Genomic DNA, 15,997 nt, shown 5'->3' on the forward strand with positions numbered 1-15,997 from the left:
CCGTATGTCTACGCACCCTGCCCCCGCCCTCGGCGTTCTCGCCCCCCGTCTGGCCGAGCTGTCCCTGCGTGATGCGCACCGGCTCGGGCGCAGGCTCGAAGGCGCGCGCAAGATCCGCAACCCGGAGGCCCGGGCCGCCGTCCTCGCCGAGATCGAGGCGGAGGTCGCGACCGCCGAGGAGCGGATGGGCGCGCGGCGCACCCGTCTGCCCGCCGTCACCTATCCCGAGCAGCTGCCGGTCAGCCAGAAGAAGGACGTGATCGCGGAGGCGATCCGCGATCACCAGGTCGTGATCGTCGCCGGTGAGACCGGGTCCGGCAAGACGACGCAGATCCCGAAGATCTGTCTGGAGCTGGGCCGGGGCGTCCGCGGCATGATCGGGCACACCCAGCCGCGCCGGATCGCCGCCCGGACGGTGGCCGAGCGGGTCGCCGAGGAGCTGCGGTCGCCGCTCGGCGAGGCCGTCGGCTGGAAGGTGCGCTTCACCGACCAGGTGAACCCGGACGCCACCTTCGTGAAGCTGATGACGGACGGCATCCTGCTCGCGGAGATCCAGACCGACCGCGAGCTGCGCGCCTACGACACGATCATCATCGACGAGGCCCACGAGCGGTCCCTCAACATCGACTTCCTGCTGGGCTACCTCGCCCAGCTGCTGCCGAGGCGCCCGGACCTGAAGGTCGTCATCACCTCGGCCACCATCGACCCCGAGCGGTTCTCCCGGCACTTCGGTGAGGCGCCGATCATCGAGGTCAGCGGGCGGACATACCCCGTGGAGGTGCGTTACCGGCCGCTTCTGGAGGAGGAGTCCGAGGACGCCGACCGCGACCAGATCACCGCGATCACCGACGCCGTCGAGGAGCTGATGGGGGAGGGGAAGGGCGACATCCTGGTCTTCCTCTCCGGTGAGCGGGAGATCCGGGACACCGCGGACGCGCTGGAGAAGAAGCAGTACCCCCGCGCCGGAGGCGCTCATTGGCAGGGTACGGAGGTGCTGCCGCTGTACGCCCGCCTCTCGCACGCCGAGCAGCACCGGGTGTTCCAGCAGCACACCGGGCGCAGGATCGTTCTCGCGACCAACGTCGCCGAGACCTCGCTTACCGTCCCGGGCATCAAGTACGTCATCGACCCCGGGTTCGCCCGGATCAGCCGGTACAGCCATCGCACCAAGGTGCAGCGGCTGCCCATCGAGGCGATCTCGCAGGCCAGCGCCAACCAGCGCAAGGGCCGCTGCGGCCGAACCTCCGACGGCATCTGCATCCGCCTGTACAGCGAGGAGGACTTCCTCGCCCGGCCCGAGTTCACCGACGCGGAGATCCTGCGGACCAACCTGGCGAGCGTCATCCTCCAGATGACCGCGGCCGGGCTCGGGGACATCGAGAAGTTCCCGTTCATCGACCCGCCGGACCACCGCAACATCCGGGACGGCGTGCAGCTCCTCCAGGAGCTGGGGGCGCTCGACCCGACGCAGAAGGACCCGCGCAGACGGCTCACGGACACCGGCCGCAAGCTGGCCCAGCTGCCCGTCGACCCGCGGCTGGCCCGGATGGTCCTGGAGGCCGAGAAGAACGGCTGTGCCCGCGAGGTCATGGTGATAGCCGCCGCGCTGTCCATCCAGGACCCGCGCGAGCGCCCGGCCGACAAGCAGACCCAGGCCGACCAGCAGCACGCCCGCTTCAAGGACGAGACCAGCGACTTCCTCGCCTACCTCAACCTGTGGCGGTACATCCGCGAGCAGCAGAAGGAGCGCGGCTCGTCGTCGTTCCGCCGGATGTGCAAGCAGGAGTACCTGAACTTCCTGCGCATCCGCGAATGGCAGGACATCTACTCGCAGTTGCGGACCGTCGCCAAGCAGCTCGGCATTCACCTCGAAGAGCGGGACGCCGCCGGCGACAGCATCCACGTGTCGCTCCTCGCCGGCCTGCTCTCCCACATCGGGATGAAGGACGTCAAGGACGGCAACAAGAACGAGTACCTGGGCGCGCGGAGCGCCAAGTTCGCGCTCTTCCCGGGGTCGGCTCTGTTCAAGAAGCAGCCCCGGTTCGTCATGTCGGCGGAGCTGGTGGAGACGAGCCGCCTCTGGGCGCGCGTCAACGCCAAGATCGAGCCCGAGTGGGTCGAGCCGCTCGCCGAGCACCTCCTGAAGCGGACGTACAGCGAGCCGCACTGGGAGAAGGACCAGGCCGCGGTGATGGCGCTGGAGAAGGTCACGCTGTACGGCGTGCCGATCATCGCCCAGCGCAAGGTGAACTACGGGCGGATCGACCCGGAGGTCTCCCGCGAGCTGTTCATCCGCAACGCCCTCGTCGAGGGCGACTGGCGCACCCACCACAAGTTCTTCGCCGACAATCGCAGACTCCTCAGCGAGGTCGAGGAGTTGGAGCACCGGGCCGCGCCGGACGATCGTCGTCGACGACGAGACGCTGTACGACTTCTACGACCAGCGGGTGCCCGACCACGTCGTGTCCGGCGCCCACTTCGACTCCTGGTGGAAGCGCAAGCGGCACGAGCAGCCCGACTTCCTGGACTTCGAGCGGGAGATGCTCATCCGGGAGTCCGCCGGGACGGTCACCAAGGACGACTACCCGGACACCTGGCGGCAGGGTCCGCTGAAGTTGCGGGTCACCTACCAGTTCGAGCCGGGGGCGGACGCGGACGGCGTGACCGTCCACATCCCGCTCCAGGTACTCAACCAGGTCACGGACGAGGGCTTCGACTGGCAGATCCCGGGCCTGCGCGAGGAGGTCGTCACCGAGCTGATCCGTTCCCTGCCGAAGCCGATCCGCCGCAACTACGTGCCGGCGCCGAACTTCGCGCGGCGGTTCCTGGACCAGGCGGTGCCCTTGCGGGAGCCGCTGACCGTGGCGATGGCCCGCGACCTCAAGAGGATGGTCGGCGTCCCCTTCGAGGCCGAGGACTTCGACTGGTCCCGCCTCCCCGACCACTTGAAGATCACCTTCCGGATCGTCGACGAGCGGCGCCGCAAGCTGGCCGAGGACAAGGACCTGGAGGCGCTGAAGCTGCGGCTGAAGCCCAAGGCCCGCCAGGCCATCTCCCAGGCAGCCGCGGCCATCGCCGAACGGGAGGGCGGCGAGTCGCTGGAGCGCTCCGGGCTGACCGACTGGACGATCGGCACGCTCACCCGCGTCTTCGAGACCCGCCGGGCCGGCCAGCCGGTGAAGGCGTACCCGGCGCTGGTCGACGACGGCGACACCGTCTCCGTCCGCCTCTTCGACACGGAGGAGGAGCAGGCCGAGGCGATGTGGAAGGGCACCCGCAGGCTGATCCTGCGCAACATCCCGGTCAACCCGGCGAAGTTCGCGTCCGAGAAGCTGACGAACGCCCACAAGCTCGCCCTGTCCGCGAATCCGCACGGTTCCATCCAGGCGTTGTTCGACGACTGCGCGATGGCCGCGGCGGACAAGCTGATCGGCGACTTCGGCGGGCCGGCGTGGGACGAGGAGTCGTACCGCAAGCTGTACGACAAGGTGCGGGCGGAGATCGTCGACACGACCGTGCGGACGGTCGGGCAGGTGCAGCAGGTCCTGGCGGCCTGGCAGTCCTGTGAGCGCCGCCTGAAGGGCGTACGCAGCCCCTCGCTGCTGGCGAACCTGACGGACGTGCGCAAGCAGCTGGACGCGCTCGTACGGCCCGGTTTCGTGACGCGGGCGGGGCTGCGCCGGATGCCGGACCTGATGCGGTACCTCGTGGCCGCGGACCGGCGCCTCCAGCAGATGCCCACCAACGCCCAGCGGGACACCGCCCGCATGGAGAAGGTCCACGAGATGCAGGACGAGTACGCCTGGCTGCTGGAGCAACTGCCCCAGGGCCGCCCGGTGCCGTCCTCGGTCCTGGACATCCGCTGGATGATCGAGGAGCTGCGGGTCAGCTACTTCGCCCACGCGCTGGGCACGGCGTACCCCGTCTCGGACAAGCGGATCGTGAAGGCGATCGACGCCGCCGCACCGTGACGCTGCCCGCACGGAGGGTGAGTTCGACCAGGCAGGCCACCCTCCTGTAGAGTCTGGTCTCGCAGCACAGCGCAACACAATGTGCCGCAAAACCTGGTCCTGTGGAGCAGTTTGGAGTGCTCGCCACCCTGTCAAGGTGGAGGCCGCGGGTTCAAATCCCGTCAGGACCGCAGAATGAAGAAGGCTCGTACCCACTGGGTGCGGGCCTTCTTCGCTTTCCCCGCCCGCTCGCCATTCCGTCAAGGCCGCGCAGAGGAGCCCGAACCGGGCAGCTTCGGGCTCCTCTGCGCGGCCTTGACGGCGTCACATTCGGCCGGTACCCCAGAAGTTCAGGGATCCGCATCCCGCGGGCTGCACCGGAGGTGGCGTATGGCGGCGTCGGCTGGGCACGAGACGCGGGCGTTGCTCCGCGCGCATCTGTCGGCCGCTTCGTCCCTCCGGCATCTGACCCGCCACTGCCCCGTCTGCCGCCGTCTTCAGCGGCTGGTGACCGACGGCACCCCTCAGGCCGCCGAGGAGCCCATGGGGGCGCCACGCGAGGCCGACGAGGACGAACAGCCGTACACGGCCTGACCCTTGACGGTTCCAATAGCGCACACGTGTCGGCGGCAACAAGGCCAGTGGCATGTGACGGGTGTCACCGCATGAGTTTCGGAAAGATGGGTTCTTACCCTCTACCTACAACTGGTCAATTTAATATGTGCAATTGCACTGCTCCGCAGGACGTGCCCACGGCTCCCCCAGAGGCTGCCCACAGCGGATCCGACAGCCCTCCACAGGGCGCCCCACACTTCGACAAGGGCGCGCAACGGAGACCGCCGGCAGGGCCCCAGGCACACAAAAAAGATCGCGCCGGACTCGGCGGAGTCCAGCGCGATCGACGACGCACCGTGTGGGCTACGGGCCTGTTGGGGCAGGACCCGCGTCGCTTGGAGCCAGGGTTCGGACATCTCGGCAGATTGGGGGACCTGCGGTGTTGTTGCCCGGTTGTTCAGTTGCTCAGGCTTCGCTGCGCTGCTGCGGAATACCCGCGAGCAGTGCGCGAACCTCAGCCTCGCGGTAACGGCGGTGTCCGCCGAGCGTGCGGATCGACGTGAGCTTGCCGGCCTTGGCCCACCGTGTGACCGTCTTCGGGTCCACGCGGAACATCGTGGCTACCTCAGCCGGGGTCAGCAGCGGCTCAGCATCAGGGGTGCGAGCGGTCATGAGCGGCCTCCTCGGGAGAACCGAACCTTCTCGGTTCTTTCCTCTAAATTCTGCACCTTGACCCGCGTTGCCCGAAATGGCGGACGCGAGTCGAGTCGGTTATAGGACGAACGGCTTGTCCTCGGCACTACAACTACACCATCCGTCCAGCCGCGTCGGCCAAACCGATGGAATTGCCCCCCAGGTGTTCATCGGCGACGGAAGCCGATGGACCGGGCCATAGCGGACAGTCACGCCAGTGTGACGATCAGTCACACGGCGATCAGGAGTCATCAGACCCCCCAAAGCGTGCAATGCTGAGATTCCCCCCACAGTGGAGCACAAGTGGACGGAGGAGCCCTCCCCGGACTCCTTGTCCTATTTTGGCACGAGGAGGGGCAAGCGGCGCAAGGGCCGCGTACGTGCGGTCCGTCACCCTTGACACAAAAGCCCGGATCGAGACCTACGCCCCGTCAGTTCCGTGAAGTGCGCTGACCGTACGCTGTTCGAGGGCATATGACCGTGACGCAGATCACGATGGAATCGTCTGTCGCCTCTGTCACACCGTCAGTTGGCCGAGCGCCGGTCCCGTACGGCCCGCCAGCGCTCCGCGAGCCGGGCGTACGCCTCGCCCGCCGCGGGGCCGTCACCGCGCCGCAGGGCGCCGATGCCGGCGGCGACATCGGCCGCCGAGTGATCGCCCTCCAGGTCGCCGGCCGGCAGGACGTGGACGAGCCCGCCGTAGTCCAGTTCCACCAGCGAACGCGGATGGAACTCCTCCAGCCAGCGCCCCACGTCCACCAGGCCGTCGATGAGCGGCCCCTCGTCCATGGCGTCCTTGAGGGCGCGCAGGCCCCGCGCCACCCGGCGGCGGGCCTGCACCATCGGCGTGCGGTAGCGCAGCACGGGGGCCTGTTCGGCGGTCCCCTTCTCGTACTCGCGCTCCTCCTCGGAGAGGAGCACGAACCAGTGCAGCGGGATCTGCCAGGTCGCCGTGCGGATCCAGGGGCGGGCGTCGGGGTTGCGGACCAGCCAGCGCTCGTAGTCCTGGGCGGCCTGGAGGCGGACCAGGGGCGGCACGGCCGCGTCCAGGACCGGTCCGGGCAGTTCGCCGCCCAGCTCCCCCAGGGCCTGCCAGCCGCGCAGCCGGGTCCGCCAGGGGCACACGCAGACGACGCCGTCCACATCCGTCACGAACGCGTCGCCGCTCTCGTGCACCGGCACGGCGACCGGCGGGGTGGGCAGCAGATCGGCCAGCGAGCGGCGCAGCTCGTCCTGGCAGGTGGGGCGGTCGGAGCGGCGGGCGTAGCCCGCCCAGTGGCTGCGCTCGGGCTCCGGGAAGGCGGCCAGCGGCTCGTACACGCGCAGATAGGCCGCGTACGGGACGATCACCGAGGACACCTGGGACACGCCTGCTCCCTCCCCCCTGGGCCGACCGGGAAACCTTCCGGGGCATCTGGTGAGGCGTCCGGAAAACATGCAAATCGTCGCACGGCCGTACTCCGCGAGGAGGTGATCCGCAACACGACGCGTTCGGCGGGCGGTGCAGGCTCTACGCTCATCCCACAGGCCCCGCCACCCGTACGGGAGCCCCCGTCCCGACCGCCGCTAGTCACCCAGGAGTCACCACAGTGACCGACGTATCCGGCGCCCCTGATCATGTGCTGCAGACCCTGTTCCGCTCGGACCAGGGTGGTCATGAGCAAGTCGTGCTCTGCCAGGACCGTGCCAGCGGTCTGAAGGCCGTCATCGCCCTCCACTCCACCGCCCTGGGCCCCGCCCTGGGCGGCACGCGCTTCTACCCGTACGCCTCCGAGGAGGAGGCCGTCGCCGACGCGCTGAACCTCGCGCGCGGGATGTCGTACAAGAACGCCATGGCCGGGCTGGACCACGGCGGCGGCAAGGCCGTGATCATCGGCGATCCCGAAGTGATCAAGACCGAACAGCTGCTGCTCGCGTACGGCCGTTTCGTGGCCTCGCTCGGTGGGCGGTACGTGACCGCCTGCGACGTCGGCACCTATGTCGCCGACATGGACGTCGTGGCCCGCGAGTGCCGCTGGACGACCGGGCGCTCGCCGGAGAACGGCGGCGCGGGCGACTCGTCGGTGCTCACCGCCTTCGGCGTCTACCAGGGCATGCGGGCCAGCGCCCAGCATCTGTGGGGCGACCCGTCGCTGCGGGGCCGCAAGGTCGGCGTCGCGGGCGTCGGCAAGGTCGGCCACCACCTGGTGCAGCACCTGCGGGACGAGGGCGCCGAGGTCGTGATCACGGACGTGCGCGAGGACGCCGTACGCCGGATCCTGGACGGACACCCCGAGGGTGTGACGGCGGTGGCGGACACCGAGGCGCTGATCCGGACCGAGGGGCTCGACATCTACGCCCCGTGCGCACTGGGCGGGGCGCTGAACGACGACTCCGTGCCGGTGCTGAGTGCGCGGATCGTGTGCGGAGCGGCCAACAACCAGCTCGCCCACGCGGGCGTCGAGAAGGACCTCGCCGACCGCGGGATCCTCTACGCGCCGGACTACGTGGTGAACGCCGGCGGGGTCATCCAGGTCGCCGACGAGCTGCACGGGTTCGACTTCGAACGGTGCAGGACCAAGGCCGCGAAGATCTTCGACACCACGCTGGCCATATTCGCACGTGCGAAGACGGACGGAATTCCGCCGGCCGCGGCGGCCGACCGGATCGCCGAACAGCGCATGCACGAGGCGGCTCGGGGGCGCGGCTGGTGACCCTGTTCGGTACCTGCCGGAGGAAAGTTCGAGAGAACTCTCACTCTTCCCGGCGGGTCGCCCGCCAATAAGTGGTTAAAATCGCCACTGACCAGCGAGGACAGGGCGCCTCGAAGGTTCTGTGCACACGCGCGTGCTACGGGCGACGTACCGTATGGGTTCGGGCTCAGGTACCGTGGAAGCCCTACGGACCGGCCTCTCCGCGGAGAGTCCGTTCCGGACCATGAACGCGTGTCAAGACTCTGGGGCCGTCGAGCCCCGTCGTTGAGGGGGTCGAGCCATGGGGCGCGGCCGGGCCAAGGCCAAGCAAGCGAAGGTCGCCCGCCAGCTGAAGTACAACAGCGGCGGGACTGATCTCTCACGCCTGGCCGAAGAGCTGGGCGCATCGCCATCGAACATTCCGCCGAACGGCGAGCCGTTCGAGGACGATGACGATGAGCAGGACGACGACCCGTACGCACGGTACGCCGAGCTGTACGGGGACGACGACGAGGACGAGGACGAGGACTCCTCGCACCAACACCGTCGCGGCGCTTGACCTTGCTTCGAGCACTCACCCGGTCGGTGACTTCGGTCACCGACCGGGTCTTGTGCTGCGCACAGGGTTCCAGCCCGCGTACGGGTCTCAGCCGGCGTAGTCCCCGACCAGGGCCGCACCACTCGTGTGCTCCCCGCGGTCGGTGATCTCGCCCGCGACCCATGCCTCGACCCCGCGGTCGGCCAGCGTGGTCAGCGCCACGTCCGCCGACTCCTCCGGGACGATGGCGATCATGCCCACGCCCATGTTCAGGGTCTTCTCCAGCTCCAGCCGCTCGACCCGGCCGGTCCGGCCGACGAGGTCGAAGATCGGGGCCGGGGTCCACGTGGAGCGGTCCACGATCGCGTGCAGCCCGTCGGGGATGACGCGGGCCAGGTTGGCCGCGAGTCCGCCTCCGGTCACGTGCGAGAAGGCGTGGACGTCCGTCGTGCGGGTGAGTGCCAGGCAGTCCAGCGAGTAGATCTTCGTCGGCTCCAGCAGCTCCTCGCCGAGGGTGCGGCCGAGCTCCTCGACGCGCGCGTCCAGGGACAGGCCGGCCTGGTTCAGGAGCACGTGGCGGACCAGCGAGTACCCGTTGGAGTGAAGACCGGAGGCCGCCATGGCGATCACCGCGTCCCCCGAACGGATGCGGTCGGGGCCCAGCAGGCGGTCGGCCTCCACCACGCCCGTGCCGGCGCCGCGACATCGAAGTCGTCCGCGCCCAGCAGGCCGGGGTGTTCGGCCGTCTCGCCGCCGACCAGGGCGCAGCCGGCCAGGACACAGCCTTCGGCGATGCCCTTGACGATGGCGGCGACTCGCTCGGGGTGGACCTTGCCGACACAGATGTAGTCGGTCATGAACAGCGGCTCGGCGCCGCACACCACGATGTCGTCCATGACCATGGCGACCAGGTCGTGGCCGATGGTGTCGTAGACGCCCATCTGACGGGCGACGTCGACCTTGGTGCCGACGCCGTCGGTGGCGGAGGCGAGCAGGGGGCGCTCGTAGTGCTTGAGGGCGGAGGCGTCGAAGAGGCCGGCGAAACCGCCGAGGCCGCCGAGGACCTCGGGGCGCTGCGTCTTCTTCACCCACTCCTTCATGAGTTCCACGGCGCGGTCGCCCGCTTCGATGTCGACACCTGCTGTTTTGTAGGACGCCGCTGCGTGGCTGGCACCAGTTGTCTCAGACATGGGAAGTGAGAACTTTCGTGTCGTACGGCAGGTATGACGGGACCGATTACGGGCGGCGGATCGCGTCGGCCGCTGCCGTCGCGGCCGGGCCGGCGGCCAGCTCCGTCTCCAGGAGCTGCTTGCCGAGCAGCTCGGGGTCGGGCAGATCCATCGGGTACTCGCCGTCGAAGCAGGCGCGGCAGAGGTTCGGCTTGGCGATGGTGGTCGCCTCGATCATGCCGTCGATGGAGATGTACGCCAGGGAGTCGGCGCCGAGCGAGGTGCCGATCTCCTCGATCGACATGCCGTTGGCGATCAGCTCGGCGCGGGTGGCGAAGTCGATGCCGAAGAAGCAGGGCCACTTCACGGGCGGCGAGGAGATCCGGATGTGGACCTCGGCGGCGCCGGCCTCGCGGAGCATCCGGACCAGGGCCCGCTGGGTGTTGCCGCGCACGATCGAGTCGTCGACGACGACCAGGCGCTTGCCCTTGATGACTTCCTTGAGCGGGTTCAGCTTCAGACGGATACCGAGCTGGCGGATGGTCTGCGAGGGCTGGATGAAGGTCCGGCCCACGTAGGCGTTCTTGACCAGGCCGGCGCCGAAGGGGATGCCGGAGGCTTCCGCGTAGCCGATGGCGGCCGGGGTGCCGGACTCCGGGGTCGCTATGACCAGGTCGGCCTCGGCGGGGGCTTCCTTGGCGAGTTTCCGGCCCATCTCCACACGGGAGAGGTACACGTTCCGGCCGGCGATGTCGGTGTCCGGGCGGGCCAGGTAGACGTACTCGAAGATGCAGCCCTTGGGCTTCGCTTCCGCGAATCGCGAGGTCCGGAGCCCGTTCTCGTCGATGGCGACGAACTCGCCCGGCTCTATCTCGCGGACATACGCGGCGCCGCAGATGTCGAGGGCGGCGGACTCCGAGGCGACGACCCAGCCGCGCTCCAGCCGGCCGAGGACCAGCGGGCGGATGCCCTGCGGGTCGCGGGCGGCGTACAGGGTGTGCTCGTCCATGAAGACGAGCGAGAAGGCGCCGCGGACCTGCGGGAGGACCGAGTGGGCGGCCTCCTCGATGGTCAGGGGCTTGCCGTCCTCGTCGACCTGGGCCGCGAGGAGCGCGGTGAGCAGGTCGGTGTCGTTGGTCGCCGCGACGCGCGGAGTGCGGCCGCCCTCCTGCTTGGGCAGGTCGGCGACCATCTCGGCGAGCTGGGCGGTGTTGACCAGGTTTCCGTTGTGCCCGAGCGCGATGGAACCGTGCGCGGTGGCGCGGAACGTCGGCTGGGCGTTCTCCCACACGGAGGCGCCGGTGGTCGAGTAGCGGGCGTGACCGACCGCGATATGACCCTGGAGCGAACCGAGCGAGGTCTCGTCGAAGACCTGGGAGACGAGGCCCATGTCCTTGAAGACGAGGATCTGAGAGCCGTTGCTGACCGCGATTCCCGCGGATTCCTGGCCTCGATGCTGGAGGGCGTAGAGCCCGAAGTAAGTGAGCTTGGCGACCTCTTCACCGGGGGCCCAGACCCCGAAGACGCCGCAAGCGTCCTGGGGGCCCTTCTCGCCGGGGAGCAGATCATGACTGAGTCGACCGTCACCACGTGGCACATCATCGAGTGTAGGCGAGATCGACCACTGGTCCGAATTGGGGATACTCGCGAGTAACTCGATCTTGAGTGCCCCGAGGCCACCACGATCGGCTCATATCCGCAGGTCAGACCACGATTATGGTGATCGACTCGCCGGACGGCGGCACCTCGTCGGCCTCCGTCCGGCCGCTCGCTCCGGGGGCATGAGTGAGCTGTCGCACACCAGGGGGCATCCGCCGCGTCAGGACATGAGCGGCAGCAGCTCCGCGAGGTCCGCCCGCTCCCCGCTCGCGGCGACCTTCGCCTCCTCGACGGCCGCCTTCCAGGTGAGGCGCCCGGACGCCAGCCGGACCCAGGTCAGCGGGTCGGTCTCGACGACGTTGGGCGGGGTGCCACGGGTGTGCCGGGGCCCTTCGACGCACTGCACGACGGCGTACGGCGGGATCCGCACCTCGGTGGAGCCGCCGGGCGCCTTGACGGCCAGGGCGTCGGCCAACAGCCGGGTGGCGGCGGCGAGGGCCTGGCGGTCGTGGGGGATGTCCAGGCCGGGGACGGCCGCGTTCAGGTCGTCGGTGTGGACGACGAGTTCGACGGTGCGGGTGACCAGGTAGTCGGCCAGCGGCAGCGCACCGGCGTTCGTCTCCAGCAGCCGGGAGCCCGGATGGGTGTCGAGCTGTGCGACGAGGCCCTGCTCCACGCCCGTGAGGTAGGCGTCCAGGTCCGGGTGCTCCGCGGACAGCCGCCGGGTGAAGGCGTCGATGGCCGGGGCGCTCACGGATGTCGCGAACGGCCAGTCGAGCAGCGTGGCGTCCGGCTTCGCCGGCTCCGGCAGATCGAGCGACCGCCCGACCGCCGTGACGGCCATCCCGATGTGCGCGACCAGTTCCCGTACGGTCCACTCCCCCAGCCGCGTCGGCAGCGCGAGCTGCTCGGGGGTGAGAGTGCGGACGGCTTCCCGCACGTTGCCGAGCTGGGCGAGCACGGCGGTGCGGATCTTGGCGGGGTCATAGGCGCGGGGGCGCTTCTTGGCCGGTGACATGCCAAGCAGCCTAGGCGGCGGGAGCGGGAGGGGAGGCCGGCTCCGTGAGTTCGCCGGAGCGGGAGGGGAGGCCGGTTCAGACGCCCCGATGCCGGTCCGCCCAGCCCGGCTCCGCCGGAGACGCGGAGAGCCCCCGCCCGGGAGCGCGTGGGGCGCGCTTCCGGGCGGGGGCTTCGGCGTCGTACGGGCTGGGGCGGTTACGCGAGCAGCGCCGGGATCGTCTCCTCGTGCGCGGTGCGCAGTTCGGTCAGCGGCAGGGCGAACTCGCCCTGGACGTCGACCGTGTCACCGTCGACGACACCGATGCGGGTGGCCGGCAGGCCGCGGGCGCCGCACATGTCGGTGAAGCGGAGTTCCTCCGAGCGCGGGACGGCGACGACCGCGCGGCCCGCCGACTCCGAGAAGAGGAAGGTGAACGCGTCCAGGCCGTCCGGGACGACCAGGCGGGCGCCCTTGTCGCCGAGCAGCGCCGACTCGACGACGGCCTGGATCAGACCGCCGTCGGACAGGTCGTGCGCGGCGTCGATCATGCCGTCGCGGGAGGCGGAGATCAGGATCTCGGCGAGCAGCCGCTCGCGCTCCAGGTCGACCTTCGGCGGCAGCCCGCCGAGGTGGTCGTGGATCACCTGGGACCAGGCCGAGCCGCCGAACTCCTCACGGGTGTCGCCGAGGAGATACAGCAGCTGGCCCTCCTCCCCGAAGGCGACCGGGGTACGCCGGGCCACGTCGTCGATGACGCCCAGGACCGCGACGACCGGGGTCGGGTGGATGGCCACCTCGCCGGTCTGGTTGTAGAGGGAGACGTTGCCGCCGGTCACCGGGGTGCCGAGCTGCTGGCAGGCGTCGGCGAGCCCGCGGATGGCCTCCGCGAACTGCCACATGACGGCCGGGTCCTCGGGGGAGCCGAAGTTCAGGCAGTCGGAGACGGCGAGCGGCTTGGCGCCGGTCGTCGCCACGTTGCGGTAGGCCTCCGAGAGCGCCAGCTGCGCGCCCGCGTACGGGTCGAGCTTGGCGTACCGGCCGTTGCCGTCGGTCGCGATGGCGACGCCGAGGCCGCTCTCCTCGTCGATGCGGATCATGCCCGAGTCCTCGGGCTGGGCCAGCACCGTGTTGCCCTGCACGAAGTGGTCGTACTGGGAGGTGATCCACTTCTTGGAGGCCTGGTTCGGGGAGGACACCAGCTTCAGGACCTGGTCCTTCAGCTCCTCGCCCGTGGCCGGCCTGGGCAGCTTGTTCGCGTCGTCGGCCTGGAGGGCGTCCTGCCAGTCCGGGCGGGCGTACGGGCGCTCGTAGACCGGGCCGTCATGGGCGACCGTGCGCGGGTCGACGTCGACGATCTTGCCGCCGTGCCAGTAGATCTCCAGGCGGTCGCCGTCGGTCACCTCACCGATGACGGTGGCGATGACGTCCCACTTGTCGCAGATCTCCAGGAAGCGGTCGACCTTCTCCGGCTCGACGACCGCGCACATGCGTTCCTGCGACTCGCTCATGAGGATCTCCTCGGGCGAGAGCGTGGAGTCGCGCAGCGGTACGTCGTCCAGCGTCACGCGCATGCCGCCGGAGCCGTTGGACGCCAGCTCGCTCGTCGCGCAGGACAGGCCCGCCGCGCCCAGGTCCTGGATGCCGACGACCAGCTTCTCGGCGAAGGCCTCCAGGGTGCACTCGATGAGGAGCTTCTCCTGGAACGGGTCGCCGACCTGGACGGCCGGACGTTTCGACGGCTTGGCGTCGTCGAAGGTCTCCGAGGCCAGGATGGAGGCGCCGCCGATGCCGTCGCCGCCGGTCCGGGCGCCGTACAGGATGACCTTGTTGCCCGCGCCGGACGCCTTCGCGAGGTGGATGTCCTCGTGCCGCATCACGCCGATGGCACCGGCGTTGACCAGCGGGTTGCCCTGGTAGCAGGCGTCGAAGACGACCTCGCCGCCGATGTTGGGCAGGCCCAGGCAGTTGCCGTAGCCGCCGATGCCGGCGACGACGCCGGGAAGGACGCGCTTGGTGTCGGGGTGGTCGGCCGCGCCGAAGCGCAGCGGGTCGACCACGGCAACCGGGCGCGCGCCCATCGCGATGATGTCGCGGACGATGCCGCCGACACCGGTCGCGGCGCCCTGGTAGGGCTCGACGTACGACGGGTGGTTGTGCGACTCGACCTTGAAGGTGACGGCGTAGCCCTGGCCGACGTCCACCACGCCCGCGTTCTCGCCGATGCCCACGAGCAGGGCGTCGGACTGGGGGGCCTTCTCGCCGAACTGGCGGAGGTGGACCTTGGAGGACTTGTACGAGCAGTGCTCGGACCACATGACCGAGTACATGGCGAGTTCGGCACCGGTCGGGCGGCGGCCGAGGATCTCCACCACCCGCTCGTACTCGTCCTTCTTCAGACCGAGTTCGGCCCAGGGCAGCTCGACGTCGGGGGTAGCGGCCGCGTGCTCGACCGTGTCCAGAGGCGTCCGGCTCATGCGTTGACCAGCTTCTTGAGGATCGAGGTGAAGAAGGGGAGGCCGTCGGTGCGGCCGGAGCCGATGAGCGGCTCGACGGCGTGCTCCGGGTGCGGCATGAGGCCTACGACGTTCCCGGCCTCGTTGCTGATGCCGGCGATGTCACGGAGCGAACCGTTGGGGTTCAGGTCCAGGTAGCGGAAGGCGACCCGGCCCTCGGCCTCGAGCTTGTCGAGGGTGTACTCGTCGGCGACGTAGCGGCCGTCCATGTTCTTCAGCGGGATGTGGATCTCCTGGCCGGCCGAGTAGTCGGTCGTCCAGGCGGTGTCCGCGTTCTCCACCCGCAGTTTCTGGTCGCGGCAGATGAAGTGGAGGTGGTCGTTGCCGAGCATCGCGCCCGGGAGGAGGTGGGCTTCGGTGAGGATCTGGAAGCCGTTGCAGATGCCGAGGACCGGCAGTCCGGCCTTCGCCTGCTCGATGAGGGGCTCCATCACCGGCGAGAAGCGCGCGATGGCACCGGCGCGCAGATAGTCGCCGTAGGAGAAACCACCGCACAGCACCACGGCGTCGACCTGGTGGAGGTCCTTGTCCTTGTGCCAGAGAGCGACGGGCTCGGCGCCCGCGAGTCGGATCGCGCGCTGGGTGTCCCGGTCGTCCAGGCTGCCCGGGAAAGTGACGACGCCAATACGAGCGGTCACTTCACGGCCTCCGCGACTTCCTCCACCTTGACGGTGAAGTCCTCGATCACGGTGTTGGCGAGGAAGGATTCCGCAAGATCGTGGATGCGGGCGAGCGCGGCCTCGTCGACCGGGCCGTCAACTTCCAGTTCGAATCGCTTTCCCTGACGTACGTCCGAGATGCCTTCGAAACCCAGCCGCGGCAGTGCGCGCTGCACCGCCTGGCCCTGGGGGTCGAGGATCTCCGGCTTGAGCATGACGTCGACTACGACGCGTGCCACTGGCACTCCCGGTGTTGTGGTGCTGAGCAGGTTCCTGCGTGTGTCTTCAGACTACCCGTACAAAATTTCTACGCGGGTAGAGTTGTAGGAAACTACGTGAGCGTGATCACGATCGGGTACCGGATCGGGTGACGGAGCAGGCAGTTCACGAAAAATTACGGGAAAGATCCGTGATGCGTCCCGGCTGCCTATTGCGCCCGCCCGTCTCCCACCCCCACCCTCAATCGAAGTCGCTCACGCTCCCTCGTGATTCCTGAGACACGCTGAGAGATTTAGTCGGGCTTCACATTCGATTGCCGGGCACTGTACAAATGAAATGGCATTAGCCGATACTTTGCCCCATAACTAGCGGACAGTCGACATCTCCGTGGCGTCTTGGCACGTCATCGCAGAGCTGTCGCACGAAGGGA

The 15,997-nt window shown here is 69.2% G+C and carries 10 protein-coding genes, 1 tRNA gene and 2 pseudogenes; 5 read left to right on the top strand and 8 right to left on the bottom strand.

Features of this window, described 5'->3' with window-relative positions:
- The first annotated feature begins 4 nt into the window (after window positions 1-4).
- The 3 genes and pseudogenes from hrpA (at window position 5) to BM536_RS16630 (ending at window position 4,544) form a co-directional block, all read left to right on the top strand.
- Window positions 5-3,971: pseudogene (gene hrpA, locus BM536_RS16620) on the top strand (ATP-dependent RNA helicase HrpA).
- Between the two features lie 95 nt (window positions 3,972-4,066).
- Window positions 4,067-4,141 (top strand) — tRNA-Asp (locus BM536_RS16625).
- Window positions 4,142-4,340: 199 nt separating this feature from the next.
- A complete protein-coding gene (locus tag BM536_RS16630) occupies window positions 4,341-4,544 on the top strand; it encodes a DUF6274 family protein (protein ID WP_073492870.1) in 204 nt (67 codons plus the stop codon).
- A 426-nt stretch (window positions 4,545-4,970) separates the two neighbouring features.
- On the opposite strand, the gene bldC is transcribed toward BM536_RS16630, so the two are convergent.
- Together bldC and BM536_RS16640 are read right to left on the bottom strand one after the other, a co-directional pair.
- Window positions 4,971-5,177 (bottom strand): developmental transcriptional regulator BldC, encoded by a 207-nt coding sequence (gene bldC, locus BM536_RS16635; protein WP_003949541.1) that lies wholly within the window; start codon window positions 5,175-5,177, stop codon window positions 4,971-4,973.
- A gap of 546 nt (window positions 5,178-5,723) precedes the next feature.
- On the bottom strand, window positions 5,724-6,566 hold the full coding sequence (locus BM536_RS16640; protein WP_073492868.1) for a DUF8083 family protein: 843 nt from the start codon (window positions 6,564-6,566) through the stop codon (window positions 5,724-5,726).
- A gap of 221 nt (window positions 6,567-6,787) precedes the next feature.
- Here BM536_RS16640 and BM536_RS16645 point away from each other — a divergent pair, with 221 nt between their 5' ends.
- Together BM536_RS16645 and BM536_RS16650 are read left to right on the top strand one after the other, a co-directional pair.
- Window positions 6,788-7,891, top strand: coding sequence for a Leu/Phe/Val dehydrogenase (locus BM536_RS16645; RefSeq protein ID WP_073492866.1), 1,104 nt, complete (start codon window positions 6,788-6,790; stop codon window positions 7,889-7,891).
- Window positions 7,892-8,171: 280 nt separating this feature from the next.
- Complete coding sequence (locus BM536_RS16650; RefSeq protein WP_073492864.1) at window positions 8,172-8,429, top strand: DUF3073 domain-containing protein; 258 nt, start codon at window positions 8,172-8,174, stop codon at window positions 8,427-8,429.
- Window positions 8,430-8,516: 87 nt separating this feature from the next.
- Here BM536_RS16650 and purM read toward each other — a convergent pair.
- From purM to purS, 6 genes and pseudogenes are all read right to left on the bottom strand, one after another.
- Window positions 8,517-9,598: pseudogene (gene purM, locus BM536_RS16655) on the bottom strand (phosphoribosylformylglycinamidine cyclo-ligase).
- A 46-nt stretch (window positions 9,599-9,644) separates the two neighbouring features.
- Entirely contained in the window at window positions 9,645-11,174 is a 1,530-nt protein-coding gene (gene purF / locus BM536_RS16660) for an amidophosphoribosyltransferase (RefSeq protein WP_073492862.1), read from the bottom strand.
- A gap of 222 nt (window positions 11,175-11,396) precedes the next feature.
- Complete coding sequence (locus BM536_RS16665) at window positions 11,397-12,194, bottom strand: maleylpyruvate isomerase family mycothiol-dependent enzyme (protein WP_073492860.1); 798 nt, start codon at window positions 12,192-12,194, stop codon at window positions 11,397-11,399.
- 197 nt (window positions 12,195-12,391) lie between these two features.
- Window positions 12,392-14,650, bottom strand: coding sequence for a phosphoribosylformylglycinamidine synthase subunit PurL (purL, locus tag BM536_RS16670; protein WP_073492858.1), 2,259 nt, complete (start codon window positions 14,648-14,650; stop codon window positions 12,392-12,394).
- Window positions 14,647-15,327 (bottom strand): phosphoribosylformylglycinamidine synthase subunit PurQ, encoded by a 681-nt coding sequence (gene purQ, locus BM536_RS16675; protein ID WP_073492856.1) that lies wholly within the window; start codon window positions 15,325-15,327, stop codon window positions 14,647-14,649. The genes purL and purQ overlap by 4 nt, the downstream gene beginning before the upstream one ends.
- Window positions 15,324-15,587, bottom strand: coding sequence for a phosphoribosylformylglycinamidine synthase subunit PurS (gene purS / locus BM536_RS16680; protein WP_003999970.1), 264 nt, complete (start codon window positions 15,585-15,587; stop codon window positions 15,324-15,326). The genes purQ and purS overlap by 4 nt, the downstream gene beginning before the upstream one ends.
- Window positions 15,588-15,997 lie beyond the last annotated feature (410 nt).

This window comes from Streptomyces phaeoluteigriseus (genome assembly GCF_001896135.2).
GTDB lineage: Bacteria > Actinomycetota > Actinomycetes > Streptomycetales > Streptomycetaceae > Streptomyces > Streptomyces phaeoluteigriseus.